This window comes from Pacificibacter marinus (genome assembly GCF_018860665.1).
GTDB lineage: Bacteria > Pseudomonadota > Alphaproteobacteria > Rhodobacterales > Rhodobacteraceae > Celeribacter > Celeribacter marinus_A.
On sequence record NZ_JAHKPK010000055.1, the window covers coordinates 163816 to 184191 of the forward strand.

26 protein-coding genes are annotated in these 20376 nt (G+C 53.4%); 14 read left to right on the forward strand and 12 right to left on the reverse strand.

Going from position 1 to position 20376, the window contains the following annotated elements; genetic code table 11:
• Positions 1–51: 51 nt before the first annotated feature.
• Positions 52–972, reverse strand: a complete 921-nt coding sequence (locus KO497_RS14750; RefSeq protein ID WP_215944711.1) for a manganese-dependent inorganic pyrophosphatase — start codon at positions 970–972, stop codon at positions 52–54.
• Positions 973–1108: 136 nt separating this feature from the next.
• On the opposite strand from KO497_RS14750, the gene KO497_RS14755 reads away from it, so the two are divergent.
• The 4 genes from KO497_RS14755 (at position 1109) to KO497_RS14770 (ending at position 4796) form a co-directional block, all read left to right on the forward strand.
• A complete protein-coding gene (locus KO497_RS14755; protein WP_215944712.1) occupies positions 1109–1750 on the forward strand; it encodes a DUF2161 domain-containing phosphodiesterase in 642 nt (213 codons plus the stop codon).
• Between the two features lie 315 nt (positions 1751–2065).
• On the forward strand, positions 2066–2353 hold the full coding sequence (locus KO497_RS14760) for a co-chaperone GroES (protein ID WP_215944713.1): 288 nt from the start codon (positions 2066–2068) through the stop codon (positions 2351–2353).
• Positions 2354–2438: 85 nt separating this feature from the next.
• The gene (gene groL / locus KO497_RS14765) at positions 2439–4088 is read left to right on the forward strand and encodes a chaperonin GroEL (RefSeq protein ID WP_215944714.1); all 1650 of its coding nucleotides are present in this window, start codon (positions 2439–2441) and stop codon (positions 4086–4088) included.
• 198 nt (positions 4089–4286) lie between these two features.
• Positions 4287–4796 carry a GNAT family N-acetyltransferase gene (locus tag KO497_RS14770; RefSeq protein ID WP_215944715.1) on the forward strand — a complete coding sequence of 170 codons (510 nt, stop codon included), beginning with the start codon at positions 4287–4289 and terminating at the stop codon, positions 4794–4796.
• A gap of 7 nt (positions 4797–4803) precedes the next feature.
• On the opposite strand, the gene KO497_RS14775 is transcribed toward KO497_RS14770, so the two are convergent.
• Positions 4804–5262: an NUDIX domain-containing protein gene (locus KO497_RS14775; RefSeq protein ID WP_215944716.1), complete on the reverse strand. Its 459-nt coding sequence runs from the start codon at positions 5260–5262 to the stop codon at positions 4804–4806.
• A gap of 74 nt (positions 5263–5336) precedes the next feature.
• On the opposite strand from KO497_RS14775, the gene KO497_RS14780 reads away from it, so the two are divergent.
• Together KO497_RS14780 and KO497_RS14785 are read left to right on the forward strand one after the other, a co-directional pair.
• Positions 5337–6107 carry an esterase/lipase family protein gene (locus KO497_RS14780; RefSeq protein WP_252729692.1) on the forward strand — a complete coding sequence of 257 codons (771 nt, stop codon included), beginning with the start codon at positions 5337–5339 and terminating at the stop codon, positions 6105–6107.
• 49 nt (positions 6108–6156) lie between these two features.
• Complete coding sequence (locus KO497_RS14785; protein WP_215944717.1) at positions 6157–6981, forward strand: DMT family transporter; 825 nt, start codon at positions 6157–6159, stop codon at positions 6979–6981.
• Positions 6982–7056: 75 nt separating this feature from the next.
• Here KO497_RS14785 and KO497_RS14790 read toward each other — a convergent pair whose 3' ends face one another.
• The 3 genes from KO497_RS14790 to KO497_RS14800 form a co-directional block, all read right to left on the reverse strand.
• On the reverse strand, positions 7057–8130 hold the full coding sequence (locus KO497_RS14790; RefSeq protein WP_215944718.1) for a 5-(carboxyamino)imidazole ribonucleotide synthase: 1074 nt from the start codon (positions 8128–8130) through the stop codon (positions 7057–7059).
• A complete protein-coding gene (gene purE, locus KO497_RS14795) occupies positions 8123–8611 on the reverse strand; it encodes a 5-(carboxyamino)imidazole ribonucleotide mutase (protein WP_215944846.1) in 489 nt (162 codons plus the stop codon). The genes KO497_RS14790 and purE overlap by 8 nt, the downstream gene beginning before the upstream one ends.
• Positions 8612–8695: 84 nt before the next feature.
• A complete protein-coding gene (locus KO497_RS14800; protein WP_215944719.1) occupies positions 8696–8914 on the reverse strand; it encodes a YdcH family protein in 219 nt (72 codons plus the stop codon).
• Between the two features lie 177 nt (positions 8915–9091).
• On the opposite strand from KO497_RS14800, the gene KO497_RS14805 reads away from it, so the two are divergent.
• Positions 9092–9505: an Hsp20 family protein gene (locus tag KO497_RS14805; RefSeq protein ID WP_215944720.1), complete on the forward strand. Its 414-nt coding sequence runs from the start codon at positions 9092–9094 to the stop codon at positions 9503–9505.
• A gap of 4 nt (positions 9506–9509) precedes the next feature.
• Positions 9510–9737 (forward strand): DUF1150 family protein, encoded by a 228-nt coding sequence (locus KO497_RS14810; RefSeq protein ID WP_215944721.1) that lies wholly within the window; start codon positions 9510–9512, stop codon positions 9735–9737.
• Between the two features lie 117 nt (positions 9738–9854).
• Here the strand turns inward: KO497_RS14810 and trxB are convergent, their stop codons facing one another.
• Positions 9855–10802 carry a thioredoxin-disulfide reductase gene (gene trxB / locus KO497_RS14815; RefSeq protein WP_215944722.1) on the reverse strand — a complete coding sequence of 316 codons (948 nt, stop codon included), beginning with the start codon at positions 10800–10802 and terminating at the stop codon, positions 9855–9857.
• 259 nt (positions 10803–11061) lie between these two features.
• Between trxB and KO497_RS14820 the strand changes: the two genes are divergently transcribed.
• Entirely contained in the window at positions 11062–11562 is a 501-nt protein-coding gene (locus KO497_RS14820; RefSeq protein WP_215944723.1) for an Lrp/AsnC family transcriptional regulator, read from the forward strand.
• An 88-nt stretch (positions 11563–11650) separates the two neighbouring features.
• On the opposite strand, the gene KO497_RS14825 is transcribed toward KO497_RS14820, so the two are convergent.
• From KO497_RS14825 to lgt, 5 genes are all read right to left on the reverse strand, one after another.
• Positions 11651–12478, reverse strand: coding sequence for a Hint domain-containing protein (locus tag KO497_RS14825; RefSeq protein ID WP_215944724.1), 828 nt, complete (start codon positions 12476–12478; stop codon positions 11651–11653).
• 304 nt (positions 12479–12782) lie between these two features.
• Positions 12783–12950 (reverse strand): hypothetical protein, encoded by a 168-nt coding sequence (locus tag KO497_RS14830; protein WP_215944725.1) that lies wholly within the window; start codon positions 12948–12950, stop codon positions 12783–12785.
• Positions 12951–13235: 285 nt separating this feature from the next.
• Positions 13236–13994, reverse strand: a complete 759-nt coding sequence (pgeF, locus tag KO497_RS14835; protein ID WP_215944726.1) for a peptidoglycan editing factor PgeF — start codon at positions 13992–13994, stop codon at positions 13236–13238.
• A gap of 40 nt (positions 13995–14034) precedes the next feature.
• Positions 14035–15132 carry a class I SAM-dependent methyltransferase gene (locus tag KO497_RS14840; RefSeq protein WP_215944727.1) on the reverse strand — a complete coding sequence of 366 codons (1098 nt, stop codon included), beginning with the start codon at positions 15130–15132 and terminating at the stop codon, positions 14035–14037.
• Positions 15129–16007, reverse strand: a complete 879-nt coding sequence (gene lgt / locus KO497_RS14845) for a prolipoprotein diacylglyceryl transferase (RefSeq protein ID WP_215944728.1) — start codon at positions 16005–16007, stop codon at positions 15129–15131. Before lgt ends, KO497_RS14840 begins: the two co-directional genes overlap by 4 nt.
• Positions 16008–16151: 144 nt before the next feature.
• Between lgt and KO497_RS14850 the strand changes: the two genes are divergently transcribed.
• From KO497_RS14850 to KO497_RS14870, 5 genes are all read left to right on the forward strand, one after another.
• Positions 16152–16409, forward strand: coding sequence for an accessory factor UbiK family protein (locus KO497_RS14850; RefSeq protein ID WP_215944729.1), 258 nt, complete (start codon positions 16152–16154; stop codon positions 16407–16409).
• Positions 16410–16837: 428 nt separating this feature from the next.
• Positions 16838–17338 carry a YbjN domain-containing protein gene (locus tag KO497_RS14855; protein WP_215944730.1) on the forward strand — a complete coding sequence of 167 codons (501 nt, stop codon included), beginning with the start codon at positions 16838–16840 and terminating at the stop codon, positions 17336–17338.
• Between the two features lie 109 nt (positions 17339–17447).
• Positions 17448–18254 carry a pyrroline-5-carboxylate reductase gene (gene proC / locus KO497_RS14860; RefSeq protein WP_215944731.1) on the forward strand — a complete coding sequence of 269 codons (807 nt, stop codon included), beginning with the start codon at positions 17448–17450 and terminating at the stop codon, positions 18252–18254.
• Positions 18251–18592, forward strand: coding sequence for a tRNA-binding protein (locus tag KO497_RS14865; protein WP_215944732.1), 342 nt, complete (start codon positions 18251–18253; stop codon positions 18590–18592). The genes proC and KO497_RS14865 overlap by 4 nt, the downstream gene beginning before the upstream one ends.
• The gene (locus KO497_RS14870; protein ID WP_215944733.1) at positions 18589–19533 is read left to right on the forward strand and encodes a 2-hydroxyacid dehydrogenase; all 945 of its coding nucleotides are present in this window, start codon (positions 18589–18591) and stop codon (positions 19531–19533) included. The genes KO497_RS14865 and KO497_RS14870 overlap by 4 nt, the downstream gene beginning before the upstream one ends.
• Positions 19534–19618: 85 nt before the next feature.
• Here KO497_RS14870 and KO497_RS14875 read toward each other — a convergent pair whose 3' ends face one another.
• Positions 19619–20209, reverse strand: coding sequence for a thymidine kinase (locus KO497_RS14875; RefSeq protein WP_215944734.1), 591 nt, complete (start codon positions 20207–20209; stop codon positions 19619–19621).
• Positions 20210–20376: the final 167 nt, after the last annotated feature.

A 20376-nucleotide genomic window follows, 5' to 3' on the forward strand; every position in this document is an offset into this window, starting at 1 on the left:
AAGGGCACCCCGATGGAGCGCCCTTTAGATCATTTAGATATTCCGTAACGCTTAGACTTTGAGGTTCGGGATGATTTGTTTCTTGCGAGACATGATACCTGGCAGAACAACTGCATCGCCGGTCACTGTCGCGCCGAATGATTTTTCTGCGACGGTTTTGACAGTGTCGTTTTGAATGAACAAAGTCGCTTCTTCGTTCAAGATGTCGACAACAAACAAGAGTACGTGATCCACGCCGTCTTCGGCGGCGACATCAACCATGGAACCCAAAAGGCTGGCTTTGCGGTCGAGCACGATTTTCGGTGCAGTCGTTTCCAAAACAGAGACGCGGAACTTTGTGCTTTCAACCGTGAACTCTTTTGAATCCATGCGGATCAGTTCAGCGTCAGAAAAGGCGGAGACGTCAGATTTGGCTTCGAACAATTCAGCCGCATAGGCCGCCATATCGATGTTCAATTCAGTGGCCAGTTTCTGGGCCACAGCTTTGTCGTGATCCGTTGTGGTGGGGGAGCGGAATTCAAGCGTGTCAGACAAGATGCAAGACAGCATCAGGCCTTTGACCCAATCCGGCATTTTGGCCGTATCATCCCCCATCAGGTCGAACATGATCGTCGCGGTACAGGCCAGAGGGCGGATGGTGATGTCAATCGGGCCTTTGGTTTCCAAGCCACCTACCAGTTTGTGGTGGTCGATGATCGCCGTGATATCAAGGTCGTTGATATTATCTGGCAATTCAGCTGGGTTGTTGGTGTCAACGATGACAACTTTGGTGTCTGCGTCAAATGCGGTCTTGATTTGTGGTTTTGGGCAATCCCACTTTTTGATCACAAAAGCTGCTTCTGTATTTGGCTCGCCCAGCAAAACAGCTTCGGATGTCTCGCCTTTGATTTCATTTAGGTACCACGCCCAGATGATAGGGGAACCTGTGGAATCGGTGTCAGGGGATTTGTGGCCAAAAACGAAAGTTGTCATGTGATATATCCGTAAAAAGAGCGATTTCTCGTTCTTATAGGCAGTGCAGCATTGCTTGTCACCTGTTCAGATCAGGGCGCGGCGATCAGCATGTCGCGGGGCTTTCCCATCTTCGTCTGCCTCGTTACAACACGGCATGAGCAAACTACGCGAAACCGATCTGTATCTGCCTGTGAAAACCCATTTCGAGGCGCTTGGCTATGAGGTGAAAGCCGAGGTCAAGGATGCGGATGTCATGGCCATACGCCCCGATGATCCAGAGGCGCCGCCTGTGATTGTCGAGTTGAAGACAGTTTTTTCACTCAAACTTTTGCACCAAGCCATCGCGCGCCAAAGCATCACAGATCAAGTCTATGTTGCCGTGCCCCGCTGGAAAGGCCGTGCCGCTTGGAAAGTGTTCAAGGGCAATATCTCTATCTGCAAACGCCTTGAGATGGGTGTGATTTCGGTGAACGTGGCAGAGGGTACGGTGCAAGTGCATAACGAGCCAAAGCCATTCAAGCCCCGCAAAAACCTAAAACGCAAAGAGACCACGCTGAAGGAATTCAAGGGCAGAACCGGCGACCGCAATATAGGCGGCACGCCCGGCGGTGCGCGTAACACAGCCTACCGACAAGACGCGGAAAAATGCCGTGACTACTTAGCAAAACACGGACCAACCAAAGGTGCAGTGGTCGCGAAAGAAACCGGCGTTGAGCGCGCGACGGCTATCATGCGATCTAATCATTATGGATGGTTTGAGAAAGTTGAGACGGGCGTTTACGGCGCACGAGATTAACACGAGATTATTGTGTCTCTCTTGGCGACCATCACTACCAGAGGGGGCGCTCATATTTCTTTAGCCTGATTTTCAATAGGGCAGGGGAATGGGGGATGCTCAGTGCCCAGAGATTACCCGCACAGATCGACACGCGTATTTGAAGAATTCTTGACCTCGCGTGTTGACACATCTTCAATCCGTTCCTAACTATGCATCGTTATCACTCGCACACCTTGAGTGCTAACGATGAATTTACCTTTGCCGTTTAGGCGGGGATCAAAGTTTGCTTACGGGCAAAATAGAATTGAAACTTTGTGCAAGGAGCCGTTCCACATGGCCTTTAAACCACTTCACGACCGCGTCGTTGTTCGCCGCGTTGAAAGCGACGAGAAAACAGCTGGCGGGTTGATCATCCCTGATTCCGCAAAAGAAAAACCAGCAGAAGCTATCGTTGTTTCCGTTGGTGAAGGTGCACGCAAAGACAACGGCGAATTGATCGCTATGTCTGTTGCCACTGGCGATAAAGTTCTCTTCGGCAAATGGTCCGGTACAGAGATCACTGTTGACGGCGAAGAGCTGCTCATCATGAAAGAATCCGACATTTTGGGTATCATCGCTTAAGCGATTTCCCTTTGGCGCAGCCGCAAATCCGCGCGCCGCGCTGATGTCCCTTCATTCAATTTAATCCGACTTAAGGAGAGAACTCATGGCTAAAGAAGTCAAGTTCGATACAGACGCCCGCAATGCAATGCTCCGCGGCGTGAACATCCTCGCAAACGCTGTTAAAGTGACACTCGGCCCAAAAGGTCGTAACGTTGTTTTGGACAAATCTTTCGGCGCACCACGCATCACCAAAGACGGTGTGTCAGTTGCCAAAGAAATCGATCTCGAAGACAAGTTCGAGAACATGGGCGCGCAAATGGTTAAGGAAGTTGCTTCCCGTACCAATGACGAAGCTGGCGACGGTACGACAACCGCGACTGTTTTGGCGCAAGCGATCATCAAAGAAGGCCTCAAGCAGGTTGCTGCTGGTCTAAACCCGATGGATCTGAAACGCGGCATCGATCTTGCGACAACAAACGTTGTTGAAGCGATCAAAGCGGCGTCACGCCCTGTAAACGATTCCGCTGAAGTTGCGCAGGTTGGTACAATTTCTGCCAACGGCGAAGCTGAAATCGGTCGCCAAATCGCAGACGCGATGCAAAAAGTTGGCAACGACGGTGTGATCACTGTTGAAGAAAACAAAGGCATGGAAACTGAGACAACTGTTGTCGAAGGCATGCAGTTCGACCGTGGTTTCTTGTCACCATACTTCGTGACAAACCCAGACAAAATGGTTGCCGAGATGGAAGACTGCGTCATCCTCTTGCACGAAAAGAAATTGTCTTCTTTGCAAGCCATGGTTCCACTCTTGGAAACTGTGATCCAATCCCAGAAACCACTTTTGATCATTGCAGAAGATGTTGAAGGCGAAGCGCTTGCAACTTTGGTTGTGAACAAATTGCGCGGTGGCCTCAAAATCGCAGCTGTGAAAGCACCTGGTTTCGGCGATCGTCGCAAAGCCATGTTGCAAGACATCGCGATCCTGACTGGCGGCCAAGTGATTTCCGAAGATCTCGGCATGAAGCTTGAAAACGTCACTATGGACATGCTCGGCACTGCGAAAAAAGTATCCATCACCAAAGACGAAACAACTATCGTTGAAGGCAATGGCGCAAAAGCTGAAATCGAAGCACGTGTAAGCCAAATTCGCGCGCAAATCGAAGAAACAACATCTGACTACGATCGTGAAAAACTCCAAGAGCGTGTTGCTAAACTCGCAGGCGGCGTTGCAGTGATCCGCGTTGGCGGCATGACCGAAGTTGAAGTGAAAGAACGCAAAGACCGCGTTGACGATGCATTGAACGCGACACGCGCTGCTGTTCAAGAAGGTATCGTTGTGGGTGGCGGTGTCGCTCTGGTTCAAGCTGGTAAAGGTCTTATCGATCTTAAAGGCGAAAACGCTGACCAAGACGCTGGTATCGCAATCGTGCGTCGCGCGATTGAGGCACCTTTGCGTCAGATCGCTGAAAACGCTGGTGTTGACGGTGCTGTTGTGGCTGGCAAAGTTCGTGAATCTGATGACCTGTCATTCGGCTTCAACGCGCAAACAGAAGAATATGGCGACATGTTCTCCTTCGGCGTGATTGACCCAGCCAAAGTGACACGCACAGCATTGGAAGACGCGGCCTCTATCGCTGGCTTGCTCATCACAACCGAAGCTATGGTTGCTGAAAAACCATCCAAAGACGGCGGCGCTGCAGGTGGCGGTATGCCTGACATGGGTGGCATGGGCGGCATGGGCGGCATGATGTAATCAGCCGGTCATCTGACTGACACTATAAGGCGGAGGGTGCGTAAAGCGCCCTCCGTTTTCGCGTTTTTTGGGGAATCGCACAGGATTTCACCGCGCAATGCCCTCCCCGAATTGCAAATAAAAAATTACCAAGTTTTGACTTGATATTCCCACCTGAACGCGAGATCAGTAGGCAACAAATGTTCGAAAGAATAGATTATGAACCTTCGCCCTTTCACTGAATCAGACAACCTTGCTCTTTCCATCTTTTTGGACAGCGAGTTTGGAAAACATAATACCTATCAAACTGTTCTTAAGTTGCGCGATACCAATATGGTTGCGATGGAGCGTTTGGCGTTTGAGGGCACCAAAATCGTTGGTTATCTGTGCTGTGCCAAGATGGTTAACCCATCTGACTGGTGGGTTTTATCTGTTTTGGTCGTCTCATCAAGCCACCGCAAAAAGGGTATTGGTCGCGAGTTGGTGTACCGTGGTATGAACCATGCGCGTCGCGAAAACGCGCCTGCTGTTGTTGTGGTCGGTGATCCTGCATATTTTGCGCAAGTGGGGTTCTCACAGGCGGCTGCACAAAATTTGGATTTGCCATACGCAAAAGACTTCACATCGCTTTACCCTATTGCCCCAGGCACAGGGTTGTCGCGGCATGAATTGGTCTACCCAGACGCTTTCAAACCTGTTGGTGATGTACCTAGAGCGGCTTCTGCTTAAACGCGCTCTATTTTAATATGGCCTCTAGAGGGTCGTAAATCGCAGGACCGGGTGAGGCAAAAGCGATGTCTGCCAAGCTGCTGGGCTTGATGGTCAGCGTCTCCATTTGCGCTTTCGTGACCCATTTTCGTTTGCTCACGACACCGGCGACGTCTTTCCAATTGGGGTCAATCTGTCCCTTCACAAGCGTGCAGTGAAAGATCAAATCCACTTGGTGAAACCCACTTTGAGGGTCATGAAATTCGTTGATCAACGCCAAGTCTCCGACCGTGACGATGAGCCCCGTTTCTTCAAACACTTCGCGGATCAGGTTGTCGGGGATTGAACTGCCACGTTCCACTCCGCCGCCTGGGGCGCACCACAATCCCAGATGATGTTTCGGATAAGCGTTCACCAGCAGCAAGCGGCCCTCTTGAATGATGAGAGCACGGGCGGCCAAGCGGGGGGATTGAATTGCGGGTGACATATCTCAGCATGGGCAGAGGCGGGCCTTGATGCAAGCCTATTGAAACCCTTTAGGTTGATCTCCATATTCAAAACATGAAAAAACCTATTGTTTTTGCTTTATTTTTGGCGTTGGCCGTTGGCACGCCAAGTCGGCCTGTACTGGCTGAGATCGCGCCATCTATCAGCTCGCGCCCGTGCGTGATTTTGTTACACGGGTTGGCTCGTACCAAGACCTCTATGATGACACTTGAGCAATCATTGATCCATGCGGGTTTTGACGTGGTGAACCAAGGCTACCCATCACGTTCGGCCCCGATTGAGGCACTGGCCGAAAAGGCTTTGACAACGGCACGTCAGACTTGCGCCGATGACAGTGCCCCTGACGTGGTTACCCATTCGATGGGGGGCATTTTACTGCGTTCCTATGCGCAAGCGCACCCCAAACTTGACTGGGGGCGCGTGGTCATGTTGGCCCCACCCAATCATGGGTCTGGCATTATTGACGAGCATGGTGACCGTAAATGGTTTCAGTTGCTCAACGGCCCTGCGGCCGAACAGCTGAAAACAGGGGGACTGCCTGACCGCTTGCCGTCTGTGCCATTTGAGGCGGGCGTCATCGCGGGCAGTCAATCTTTGAACCCAGCGACTTCGGCTTTGGTTGACGGGATCGACGATGGAAAAGTGTCCATCGAGTCCACCAAAGTCGCTGGGATGCGCGCCCATATCACCTTGCCTGTGACGCATACTTTTATGATGCATAACCCAAAAGTGATGGCGCAAACCCTCATGTTTTTAAAGACAGGACGGTTCGAGGTCAGTATGACCACAGTTCAGGCCGTGAAATATCTCAAGGCTGGCAATTGATGATCTTCAGCAAAGGATGACGCTGAGGCCCCGATAAGGATCCGCGCGTATGAAACTTCTTTGGCTCACAATAGCTGCTTTGACGGCCTTTGCCGCGAACTCTGTTTTGACGCGCCTTGCCATCGTCGGGGGATCTGATCCCTTTGCCTTTACACTTGTGCGACTGGCGGCCGGTGCTGTTATGTTGCTGGTTTTAACGCGTATGCGTGGCGTTATGCCCGCTTTGCGTTTGAAGACGCGGCTTATGCCCGCCACCATGCTCGCGCTCTATATGCTCGGGTTTTCTATCGCCTATCTCGCATTGCCCTCTGGCGCGGGGGCTTTGGTGTTGTTTGGCACCGTGCAGATCACCATGTTTGGTGGCGCGTGCCTTGGCAAAGATGTGATCCCCCCTCTGCGTTGGCTTGGGGCGCTGGTGGCCCTTGGCGGCTTGAGCTATCTTTTGTGGCCAAGTGATGATGTTGCTTTGCCCTTTGCTGCCTGTTTGGCGATGATGGCCGCTGGTTTTGGCTGGGGCGTCTATTCATTGCTGGGGCGTGGCGCTAAAAATCCATTGGCGGACACGGCCTATAACTTTGCCTTGGCTCTTGTGCCTGCGATTTTTGCTTGGTTCATCGTGCAAGATGATATCACGGCTGGCGGCGTGCTTTTGGGGATCATCGCAGGAGCGATCACTTCGGGCGTTGGCTATGCAATTTGGTACGCTGTTCTGCCCGGTTTTGGGGCCAGCCGTGCCAGTGTGGCGCAGCTGTCCGTGCCAATTTTGGCCACGGTTGGCGGGGTGATCTGGCTTGCCGAGCCCGTGACGCTGAAACTGATGATTTCAAGCGCCTTGGTGTTGGGCGGTGTAGGAATTTCATTGGTGAAGCGCTAAGATTATTTGAAACGTCGAAACGCAAAACGCCGCACAAACTCTTGCACGGCGTTTTATTCATACTCGAGACGCGTATCACGCGGCGCCTGTCACCTTGTTCACATGACCCATTTTACGACCTGCTTTGACTTCGGCCTTGCCGTAAAGATGCAAGGCCACGCTGCCGTCTTTAGCGTAGTCCGCCACGCTGTCCATGTCGTCGCCAATCAGATTTAGCATTTCCACGTTTGAATGGCGTTTGCCGTCGCCCAAAGGCCAGCCGACGACAGCGCGGATGTGTTGCTCGAATTGATCGATCACACAGCCGTTTTGCGTCCAGTGACCAGAATTGTGCACGCGGGGCGCGATCTCGTTGACCACCAAACCCTCAGGCGTGACAAACAGCTCAACCCCCATAACACCAACATAATCAAGCGCATTGAGGATGTTCGCGGCCAAAAGCACAGCGTCCATACGCTGGGTGCTGGTCAGGTTGGCGGGCACAGTGGTGGTGTGCAAAATGCCGTTCACATGCACGTTTTCACCGGGGTCAAAGCAAGACACATCGCCCGCTTGGCCGCGCGCGGCAATCACCGATACCTCGTGGGAAAAGCTCACGAAGCCTTCCAAAACCGACGGTGCACTGGCCATATCAGCCAATGCAGACGCAGCATCAGCCCGATCCATGATGCGGGCTTGGCCCTTGCCATCATAGCCAAAGCGGCGGGTTTTCAAAATCGCAGGCGCGCCAATCTCGGCCAGCGCTTTGTCCAAATCCTCAGCCGTATCTACAGCCGCATAGGGCGCAACCTTCAGGCCAAGACCGGATAGAAAATCCTTTTCCGTGATGCGATCTTGCGACACGGCCAAAGCCCGGCGGTTTGGGCGAATAGGGCTCACCGATTCCAGTAAATCCAGCGCAGATGTCGGAACATTTTCAAATTCATAGGTGATCACGTCCACAGAAGACGCGAAAGCTTTCAGGGCGGCTTCATCGTCGTAAGATGCTGTCGTCACCACGTCTGCCACATGACCCGCAGGGGGATTGGCTCCTGGTTCAAAAATATGGGTTTTAAACCCCAAACGCGAGGCCGCAACAGACAGCATCCGGCCCAGTTGTCCACCGCCCAAAATGCCAATGGTCGATCCGGTGTTAAGCACTTCAGTCATTGCTTGGCTCTTCTGGAATTGAGGCGGCAAGAGCGTCGCGCCATGCATCAAGGCGTGCGGCCAAGGCATCATCAGAGGTGGCCAAAATACCAGCGGCCATTAGGCCGGCGTTGGCAGCCCCCGCTTCGCCGATGGCCATGGTGGCCACAGGAAAACCTTTGGGCATTTGCACGATAGAATACAGGCTATCCACGCCAGACAGGGCACGGGTTTGCACCGGCACGCCCACAACAGGCACGCGGGTCTTTGAGGCCATCATGCCCGGCAAATGTGCAGCGCCGCCAGCGCCCGCGATGATCACTTTTAGACCACGCTCAGCAGCGGTTTTACCATAAGCCCACAGGCGATCTGGTGTGCGGTGGGCAGAGACGATTTTGGTTTCATAGGCCACGCCCAATTCATCCAAAATATTCGCTGCAAGTTTCATAGTGGGCCAGTCCGATTGGCTGCCCATAATAATGCCGACTTTGACGCTCACGATGCTGTCCTCATTGGTGCCTTGAGAGAAGGGCGCACTATAGCGGGGATCGGACGGGGTGCAATAAAATGCGCGCTATTTCGCCGCCTAAGCGATGATGTCAGGGGTTATTAGGTCTTCGATCTGGGCGATACGGTCTTTGAGCGACAGTTTTTGCCGCTTCATCCGTTGCAACCGCAATGCGTCGGGCATCGGTTTGGCCTGAATCGCATCAATCGCCTCATCCAAATCGCCGTGTTCGCGTTTGAGCACTGACAGCTTTATGCGCAGCACTTCTTTATAGTCCATACGGGATGTGGTGTTCATTTTGGGTTCATTCGACTCGTTTTAGGTGTTGGGTTTACTCTACGCGCAAACAGGCAAATCTCAAAGCGCAGTCGTCTAAACCTTGAAGCGGGCGCGGGCCTTCCCCATATTGTTAATAACGGTTGCTGGGAACAGGGCCAATATTTGCACTGTCGCTTGATTTGAAAGGGCATGTTCATGACAAAAATGACGTTTGGATCGCATCCGTTCTTACTGGGGTTCGATCAATTGGAACGATTGGTGGAACGTACGGCCAAGGCGGATTCTGGTGGATATCCACCATATAACATCGAACAAATTTCCGAAAATGCGTATCGGATCACTCTGGCCACGGCGGGATTTTCCGAAAACGACCTGTCTATCACGTTAGAGCATCGTCAGTTGGTTATCCGTGGCAGACAGGAAGACGTCTCAGAAGAACGGCTGTTCTTGCACCGCGGGATTGCCGCGCGTCAATTTCAACGCTCGTTTGTTTTGGCTGACGGTGTTGATGTGGCAGGGGCCGCGATGGAAAATGGGTTGCTGCACATAGATCTGTCACGCTCGACACCGGACTCGGTTGTCGAAGTTATTGAAATTAAAAAAGGATAAGATCATGAACGCGAATTTTGATAGTCTTCCAAACGCAGATGAAAAAATCGTTTACGTGCGTTCTGTTCTGGTGGCAGACTTGCCAGACGAGGTGCGTGAAAAGGCAGGCGACATGGAGCGAATCTATGCTGTGCACAATTCCGATGGCGACCGGATGGCGCTTGTTGCCGATTTGAAACTGGCCTTTGATTTGGCGCGCGAGCATGATTTTTCGCCAGTAAGTGTGCATTGAATGTGCATGCTGCGCCTTAACTTTAACTGAGCTTAAATGCAAAACGCCGCGATCAAAGGATCGGGGCGTTTTTTGTTTTTATAAAATTTCTACGGCTGAGTGATCTGCGATTAGGGCCTAGTCGTCTTGTTCGGCCAAGAAGCGTTCAGCATCCAAGGCCGCCATACAGCCCATGCCCGCAGAGGTGACAGCTTGGCGGTATTTATGATCTGTCAGATCACCTGCTGCAAAAATGCCTGGGATAGATGTCTCTGTTGAGCCGGGCGTGACTTTGACATAGCCGCCGTTGTGCGTTTCCAAAACATCAGACACCAATTCGCTGGCCGGCGCGTGGCCGATGGCAACGAAAACACCTTTGGCTGGAATTTCGGTGATCTCGCCGGTTTTCACATGTTTCGCTCGCACACCGTTGACGCCCTTCATCGGAGCTTCATCGCCGAAGACTTCTTCAAGCTGGTGATCCCAAAGAACCTCGATCTTTTCATTCTTGAACAAGCGGTGCTCAAGAATTTTCTCGCAACGCAGGCTGTCGCGACGGTGGATCAATGTCACTTTAGAGGCAAAGTTGGTCAAAAACAGCGCTTCTTCAACCGCAGTATTACCGCCACCGATGACAACGATTTCCATGCCGCGGTAAAAGAACCCGTCACAGGTCGCACAGGCCGAAACACCGAAGCCTTTAAAAGCCTCTTCCGAGGGCAGACCGAGCCATTTCGCCCGCGCACCTGTCGCCAAAATCACCGCATCAGCGGTGTAGGTGGTGCCACTGTCGCCCATGGCCACAAAAGGACGTTGGCTGGTGTCTAGGCTGGTGATGATGTCTTGTTTGATCTCACAGCCCATGGCTTCGGCATGAGCCTGCATATTGACCATCAGTTCAGGGCCTTGGATTTCTGTGTGACCAGGCCAGTTTTCAACTTCTGTGGTGGTTGTCAATTGACCGCCGGGTTCGATGCCTTGCACCAGCAAAGGGGCCAGCATGGCGCGTGAGGCATAGACGCCAGCAGTGTATCCCGCTGGGCCAGATCCAATGATCAGAACTTTTGTGTGTTTTGTCTCAGACATATCGGCCTCTTGTCATTGTCTTTGGGTTGCACCCGATATAGACACGCCATCCCGAGGACGCAAACCTAAGTCGCATATCAATACGTCACAGTTGCGTATTCGGGATGTTTTTATTGAGCAAGAGCAGAATCCTTTTGTGCAACGAATGGAATCTTCTTGAATTTATATGCCCTAAATGAGACACATCATTGCGCCCGACAGGGTGTTTACAGTTGTTTTGAAAATTGTTCCCCTTTTTGCCCAACCGTCGGAGACCCGAATGCCCGTCCATAAACTTGATGAAATCGACCGAAAAATTCTGGCGGAATTGCAGGCTGATGGGCGTATGACCAATGTTGAATTGGCCAAACGGGTCGGTATTTCCGCGCCGCCGTGCTTGCGCCGTGTGCGCACTCTGGAAGAAGCGGGCTATATCACCGGCTATCACGCGGTTGTCGATGCGCGCGCATTGCAGTTCGAAGTGCAGGTTTTTGCGATGGTCGGTTTGCAAAGCCAAGCCGAAGTGGATCTGTCAGCATTTGAGGCAAAATGCTGTGAATGGCCGCTTGTGCGTGAATGTCATATGCTTAATGGTGAGGTGGATTTCATTTTGAAATGCGTTGCTCCCGACCTGTCGACTTTTCAGACATTTTTAACATCTCAACTGCTGTCGACGCCCAATGTGGCCAGCGTGAAAACCTCTTTGGTGATCCGCGGCGCCAAAGACGAACCGGGTGTGCCATTTGAAGTATTAGAGGCACGGTTGGCCCAAAACGCATAAGCCATCTAACGACACAAATTGTTATGAAGTCTTCAAGCGGCCCCTAATCCGAGGCCGCTTTGATGTTTGTTTGGCAAGGTCAGTCTATTCAAGCCGTATCCAAGGACAACAAGTCGCCCGCAGACAATCGCGGATGCACCATCGCCCCAAAGTCGCCCAGCTCGGTCAGATGTGGAAACAGGTCCATAAACCGTGCACGCATTGACCCAATCAATTGACCAGAGGCCGCCGTTCCGGGGTGATAGGTCTCTAAATCGACACCGTTGACGCGGATCAAACGGTGTTGCGGTAGACAGATATGATAGGTCTTCACCGACGACATCGGCGTCACTTCAATCACGGACTGGCCGTCCACCAAGCTCGACACAGGCGCCATGGCTTCGGATGTGCCCAAGTACGATTTGAGCGCGTTTGAGCGGTGCAAATAGCGCGCGCCGCTGCCCAGCAATAAATCGGGGGCAGGGCGACCATAGCCAAAACTATCCGCCATCAAGCGATACAGGCACTCAGGGGCAGCCCCTTGTTTGCGCGTGCCTTGAGCATCCAATTGCATCGAGCCGATCCACTGGATTGGCAAAAAATCACCACTGACTGTTTCCACAAGATCACCGGGCAACAGGTCTTCGATGGCAGCGGGGCCGCGGTCTGTCGGGATCAAAGCGCCACGGGCAAAGGCGCTAAAGGCGTGTTCAAACACTGGTAAAGCGGGGGCTGACACGCGACGATCCATGATGTCGCCATTGGGGGCCAACCACATCATATCAAAGCTGCGTGTGACAATTTCAGCGCGCGGCGCTGGGCGTGCACGGCGTACAGTCCAAGCGGCTTGCGCTTTGGTCGTTTGAGATGTGCCAAGCGGCGTGGCAGCGCGCTGGGCGCTCGACGCAGAATTTGCGCCGAAATGGGGGTGCGACATTGAACACTCCTGTGGTCACTGTTCGGCCCCCACCGATCCAGTGGATCAACATTCACAGGAAATTAAGTACATTGTCAAAAGCTTAATGGCATTGGCGCTGCCGGTGGCACCAGTAGCAGGTAATGCCGCTTCTTTGTTTCCAAAACTGTAAGGAATGTGGCGCTGCTTTGCCAAAATTCGCTGAGCAAGCTGTCGCGGTGTTCACCACGATTGTTGTGGAACAACCAAGTGATTCTCTGTTCGTTCGTGATTTTGGGCCACGGATCGAAGTCGGGAGGATGCCTCGATCCGCAGCAGGGCGGCCTTATGCGGAGGCAGCCAATTTGGTGCCTGAGGCGCGCGCAGCAACTTTGGCTTTCCACTCGGACCGGCGATTGCCACGAGCCCAAGGCAGGTGAACGTCAGACGTTTTTGCCTGCTCGATTGCAGATGTCAGCCAGCGGCGGTTTTTGATTTTGATTTGCTGTGTCATGCTCTGTTCTCTCAAATGCCCCGTCTGGTGCGGGTGTGTGTTTGTTAGAGCTAATATGACGGTGGGCTACGGCGATATTTGGGCGGTGAGGCATGTTTTCAGAAAAATGTAGAAAGAATATCATGTTCAATCGGTATGTTGCGCCTCAGATATTATCCAATTGAAAGTAAACAATTTTAATAAATGCGGAAACAGTCTTGTTCAAAGCTATGTGATTGTTTCTGGCTAAAATAGGGCAGGCTTTGGTCCCTTTTTCGCCCCATTGTGTCATTCGCGGGCGCGTGGTTACAGGCGAATGGTGGACAGCAACCTGCCATAGTCGGCTTCTTTCTTATGTACGGACCGACGATAGGAATAGAACCGCGCTGGATCTGCATAGGTGCAATGGCGCGTCCATTCTGCATGGCCAACACCAGCCTTGCGCAAACAGTTCAGCCCAAAGGCAGGCAGATTAAACATATAGCGATCGCCCTGACCGCTGGCAAAAAACTGCACGTTATCGGGATCATGGGCAATGAAGTCGTCTAGGAACTCTGGCCCCACTTCGTAAGCCGCTTGCGATATGCTTGGACCAATGACGGCAGTGATGTTGTCACGCGTGGCGCCCAAGGCGACCATTTCCTCAACCGTGCGTTCCAAAATACCGTCCATGGCGCCGCGCCAACCAGCATGAGCCGCGCCTATGACGCCCGCGTCTTTGTCGGCAAACAACACGGGCTGACAGTCGGCGGTGAGAATGACCAAAGCCAAATCCGGTTGATCAGTAACCAAAGCATCAGCGCGTGGCATATCACCTGACGGTCTTTCCGTGACGCGCACGACCGCGTTGGAATGCACTTGATGCACCCCGCAAAGCTGCGATTCGGCGACGTTCATGGCCTGTGCGACGCGACGGCGATTGATGGCGACGATGTCTGATTGATCTGTCGATCCCAAACCACAGTTGAGCCCCGCGTAGACCCCAGAAGACGCGCCGCCTTTGCGGGTGAAAAAGCCGTGATCTATCCCGTCCAAGGCCTCAGCGGTGATGACTTCAAGGTTCATATCAGCGACTCTTTCAAACAAGGTGGGCGACCTGAGGCTTTCAAGCGGACTTGGTAAATCCAGCCGGCAACATATCTGCCTTGGGCACTATGGCAATTGCTTTGAAAAGCAAGCCCATTTTATCGGCGTTGGTCAACCTGTCAAATGCGGCAATATGATTTTCCAGCGCCTCACCATGCATATGAGTGCTTAGTTTTTCAGCACGTTCACTTATACCAAGCTGTGCCAAAAGATGCCCTTGCGGTATCATCGCCGAAACATAAGCCCCAGCGGTTTGCGCCTCAAGGCTGAGCGCTTCGAAATCCACATGGGCCGTCAGGTCTGCACATCCGGGGCGGGCCAGAGGATCGACCATCTTGTGGTTTTCCAGCGCTTGGAACGTATCGCCCCGTGCGTGCCAATCGCCGTAGTCGATGATGATGGCAGCGCCACCATGGCTTTTGATGCGCCGCGCGATTTCATCGATGATCGGCGCTGACGAGGGGCATATTTCAACCACATCGCCGTCTTGCGTATCATCCAAACGATGATCTAGCAGCGCAATCGGCGCGGGCTGTGACAAGCCAAGCACAAGTGAGTCGTCGATCAATCCCACTTGCGTTTCGCGCCATCCCTTTGGATCACGCACAAATTGGCGGATCGGCAAAGCGTCGAAAAACTCGTTGGCGATCAAGAATAACGCCTGATCGGGCAGGTCGGCTGCGGTGTTTGCATAGGTGATATCAAAGCCGCTGAGAAGCTCTCGTTGTTTGGCGCGTAATGCGGGCGAGGCCTCAACCAGTGTCAGCTGCATTGAGGCGTGAAACTGCGGCACCGCCTTGGTCGCGCGCAATATATCCGCCATCAATGTGCCACGCCCGGGGCCAAGTTCGGCCAATGTAAACGGGACAGGGCGGCCTTGGTCGATCCATGCCTGCGCCAAACACAGGCCCAACAATTCGCCAAACATTTGGCTGATCTCTGGCGCTGTGGTGAAATCACCTGCGGCCCCCAAAGGATCGCGGGTGGTGTAATAGCCATGGGTCGGGTGCAGAAGGCAATCGGCCATATATTCGGCCAGCGATATCGGGCCCGTGTTGGAAATGCGTCGCAGCAACAGTTCTGCGATAGGGGTGGCCTTGGGCTTGGACGCGCTCATGAGCGGCTCGCCCGTATGGCCAACCCCAATCCGATCAAGATCATAGGTACAGACAGAAGTTGCCCCATTGAAAGCCCGATAAGCACATGGCCCATAGGATTGTCAGGGGTGATGAATTGCGCGTCGGCTTGGCGAAAAAACTCAACGATAAAGCGCGATACGCCGTAGCCAGCAAAGAAAATTCCTGCGATCAGGCCTGGTTTTTTCAACGCGTTAAAGCGCCAAACCAAGACCAACAACACTGTACCTAATAGCAGCCCTTCCAGCAGGCCTTCGTACAATTGTGACGGGTGGCGGGCACATAAGGTGGTCGCAGTGGCACAGGCCTGTGCCGCATCGCCCGGAAACACCACCGCCCAAGGCGCATCAGAGGGGCGCCCCCAAAGCTCTGCATTGACGAAATTCGCCATCCGCCCCAGTAACAATCCAGCAGGGGCCGCCATCGCCAATAGGTCCGCCAGTGACAACAAGCGTAGCTTTTGCGCGCGCCCATAAAGAAAGGCCGCAACCACAACGCCCAAGAACCCACCATGAAAGGCCATGCCACCTTGCCATATCATCGGAATCTCAACCGGATGGGCCAGAAAATAGCTGGGTTTGTAAAACAATACATAGCCCAACCGCCCGCCTGCAATCACGCCCAGCACCAGCCACGATAGCATGTCGTCCAGTTGTTCGCGCGTCATCAGCGTGGTGTCATCAGGCCAAAGCCGCGCGGATTTCAACGCCGCCACCGCCAGCCCCCAAGCGATCAGCACCCCAAAGATATAGGCCAAGGCATACCAGTGCAGGGCAAAGTTGATGGGCCCAAGCTCGATCGAAAAGAGCACAGGCGAGATATCGGGGAATTGGATCACGGCAGGTAAATTAAACATGCGCGCATCTGTCTTGGGGAAAGGGCAAGAGTCAACCTTGCGATTTGCACCACTTCCCCCCATATATCGCTCAACAACGACACTTTCGCGTGACTTGTGCCTTTTGTGGTACGGCGCGCCACCAAGCACGCAACGGAGAGCCCCATGCAAACGCGCAATAAAATTCTTGATGACTTTTCCCAGTTGATGACCAATGCGATGGGCGTGGCCCAAGGCGCAAAAGGCGAAGCGGATACCGCGCTTAAAGGCCTTATCGATCGCTGGCTTGCGGATCGTGATTTCGTCACCCGTGACGAATTTGAAGCGGTGCGGTTGATGGCGCAAAAAGCGCGCGAAGAAAATATAGCATTGAGTGCCCGTTTGGATGCCTTGGAAGCGGCTGCGAAATCTTCTAAAACATAAGCCAACCCCTCGGGGGCGGCATGGACTTATCGGTATCGAGGGGGCGCAATGCGCCCCTTTTTTGCGTTCTGTGATCGCGATTGTTTAAACTGCGCTTGCGTTTCGGTCGCTTTTTGACGCGTTTGAGCGGATGAGAAAAGGTGATTTGAACGGCAGGATCAGCCTGATGCACTGTCAAGTTTTTCCAATCCTCTCAATGTTTTGTGGATAAGTCACGCGGTATGCGCTTTGGGGCTGTTTTGCCCTGTGGGTAAGCACGATTGCTGGGGATAAGCGTAAAGTTTCTCTTTACAGTCGCAGCCATTCGTCACACCATATCTGGTATGGGGTGCTAGGTTTCCCGCCGCCCCTAGAGCAGGCACCAAGTCTTGGTGGCGGTGTTGGGGAACATCGCAAAGCCAAAGACGATAACAAAAGCGAGGCTGCACATGTCGCTGAACGAACAGTCCTTTACCGACGATCTTCATCCCATTGATCTTGTCGAAACTCTTGCGGTCACCCGCGATTGGGAATTTGACCGCGTGACTGACGACCAAATCGCTATGGCTGTCGTTGGCCAATGGCGGACGTATTCCATCACTTTGGCGTGGTCCGATTACGACGAGACCCTGCGTTTGATTTGTACGTTCGAGATGGAGCCCCCAGAAGAGCGCCTGCCGCAAATTTATGAGCTGTTGAACCATGCCAATGACGAATGCTGGGCGGGCAACTTTACGTTTTGGCAGGATCAAAATTTGATGGTCTACCGCTATGGGTTGCTGCTGGATGGTGGTCAGGTCGCGGGGCCAAAACAGGTTGACCGCATGATCAATGCCGCCGTTGCCGCCGCCGAGCGGTTCTATCCCGCCTTTCAACTTGTTGCATGGGCTGAGCGCACACCTAAGAGTGCGATGGATGTGGCCATTCGCGAGGCCTACGGGCGCGCCTAAAACAATTTGACGGATGCTGGCGGCTTCGCTTGCACAGCCGCGCAGACAAGATAGACTGCCCCCTGATCCCCTTCAGGGGGCTTTTTATTGACTTGAATTGGAGTGCTTCATGGACGATCTGAAAACACGCGGCTTGGTTCTTTTGGGATGCGGAAAGATGGGGTCTGCGATGCTCAAGGGTTGGCTCAAAGGCGGCTTGCCTGCCACCTCTGTCACTGTGCTAGACCCGTATCCATCCGATTGGCTGAAAGAAACAGGCGTGCATTTGAACGTCGACCTTCCTGCAAACCCCGCTATCGTTTTGGTGGCTGTAAAACCACAAATGATGGGGGACGCCTTGCCAAGCCTGCAAGCGCTGGGCAATAGCGATACAGTATTTTTGTCTGTCGCTGCGGGGATTACCATTAAAACCTACGAAGACATGCTGGGGGCGAAAACGCCTGTTATTCGCGCCATGCCCAACACGCCTGCCGCGGTTGGTCGCGGGATCACGGGAATCGTTGGCAATGCAGTGACGACCCCTGCGCAAATCGATTTGGCCGATCAATTGCTTCAAGCTGTGGGCCAAGTGGTACGCTTGGACGACGAGGCGCAAATCCGCGCTTTGACAGCTGTGTCTGGTTGCGGTCCTGCTTATGTTTTCCACTTGATCGAGGCCATGGCCGCCGCGGGTGAGGCGGCAGGTTTGCCTGCTGAAATGGCGTTGCAATTGGCGAAAGCCACCGTGGGCGGTGCCGGCGTCTTGGCTGAAGACGCAGACGAGAGCCCCACAGAATTGCGCATCAACGTGACCTCGCCCAATGGTGTCACAGCAGAAGCTCTGCGCGTGTTGATGAATGAAGACGACGGTTTCCCACCGCTATTGGATCGCGCGATCAAAGCAGCAGTCAAACGCGACGCGGAGCTGGCGGAATGAGCGATGAAATCACCTTTGATGATTTTATGAAAGTCGATGTGCGTGCAGGGGTGATCATCCGTGCGGAGCCCTATCCTGAGGCGCGCAAACCGGCGATCAAGCTGTGGATCGATTTCGGCGGTGACATTGGCGAAAAGAAAACTTCAGCGCAAATCACAGCGCATTATACGCCTGAGGCGCTGATCGGCACGCAAGTCATGGCCGTGGTCAATTTTCCACCCCGCCAAATCGGTAAGTTCATGTCCGAGGTGTTGGTGTTGGGCTTGCCCGATGCCGACGGCGAGGTCGTGTTGGCACGCCCCGAGTTCGATGTGCCGATCGGGGGGCGATTGCATTGAAACTGCTGGTCACACAAACTCTGCCCGAAGCTGTAGAAACTGCGCTTAAGGATGCCTTTGACACAACCTTTCGCGCGGGCCTGCCGATGACATCTGCTGAAGCAGCTAAGGCCATGCAAAGCTATGATGCGATCCTGCCCACCTTGGGCGATCAATTCACGGCTGAGGCGTTCAAAGGCGATCTGCGCTGCAAGGTGCTGACCAATTTTGGCGTTGGCTATAATCATATCGACGTGGATGCCGCTAAGGCCGCTGGCGTGGCGGTCAGCAATACGCCCGGTGCCGTGACAGATGCCACCGCCGATATCGCCATGACGTTGATGTTGATGACAGCGCGGCGGGCAAGCGAGGGCGAAGCCATGCTGCGCGCGGGCAAATGGACCGGATGGGCGCCGACGCAATTGTTGGGCATGCATATCACCGGCAAGACCTTGGGCGTGATCGGCATGGGGCGTATCGGCAAGGCCATCGCCAAACGTTGTCACTTTGGTTTTGACATGAATGTGGTCTGTTTTAACCGTTCAGAAGTGCAAAACTTCGAAGTGCCCTGTCATCAGCTAGAGAGCATCGACGAGGTGATGGAAGCTGCTGATGTGGTGATTTTGGCGCTGCCAGCCACGCCGCAAACGCGACATATCATCGGAGCAAAACAACTGGCGGGGATGCAATCCCATGCCATTCTCGTCAACATTGCGCGCGGTGATATCGTGGATGAGGCGGCTTTGATCGCGGCCTTGCAAATGGGGCAAATTGCCGGTGCGGGTCTTGATGTTTACGAGCGCGAACCACAGGTGCCGCAGGCTTTGATGGATCTGCCCAATTGCAGCCTGTTGCCGCATTTGGGGACTGCGGCATTGGAAGTGCGCGCCTCGATGGGATTTATGGCGTTTGAGAATCTATCCGCATTTGCGCAGGGCAAACCGCTGCCAAATGCGATTTAATCGAGCGATATAATCGATTATCGGCTATGACGTTCAAATTATAAGCATTTCTTTTGTCATCGCATAAATGTGGCGGTCAGGCGCGTTAATCGGGCGTCTGGTCGCCCGTCTTTTCGCGCCAATGACGTCGACACAAAGACACGTAACGCTCGTTGCCCCCAATCTCGACCTGCGCACCGGATGTCAGCACAGTGCCATCGTCGGTGGTGCGTATAACCATGGTGGCTTTCTTGCCGCAATGGCAGATCGTGCGCACTTCGCGCATCTCGTCGGCCAGCGCCAACAGCGCCGCTGATCCGGGAAACAAATTACCCTGAAAATCGACCCGCAAGCCGTAAGCCATCACAGGTACGCCAAGATCATCAACGGCGCGGGCCAGTTGCCAAACTTGGTCTTTGGTCAAGAACTGCGCCTCATCGATAAAAATGCACGCAATGGCCGATTTTTCCAAGCGGGCTTGGATTTTCGAATAGAGATCTTCGCCAATTCCAAAGGTGTCAGCAGGTTCACCAATGCCGATCCGAGAGGCAATACGCCCTTTGCCCGCGCGGTTGTCGAACTGCGCGGTGATCAAATAGGTGTCCATGCCGCGTTCGCGGTAATTGTGCGACGCCTGCAGCAGCAAAGTAGATTTGCCGGCATTCATCGTCGAATATTGAAAGTAGAGTTTTGCCATAGATCACCCTTTGCCGAATGGTCGTGTCTTGATCAAGGGTTCAGTGGCTGTTTTTGTTAAAAAAAAGGCGACACGATGGGTGGAAATTCTGCAACTGGTACAACGAACAAGATCTCGCGCCGTCCTTGCGGACAATTGGGATGAGGGGCGCAAAATCGACGCACTTG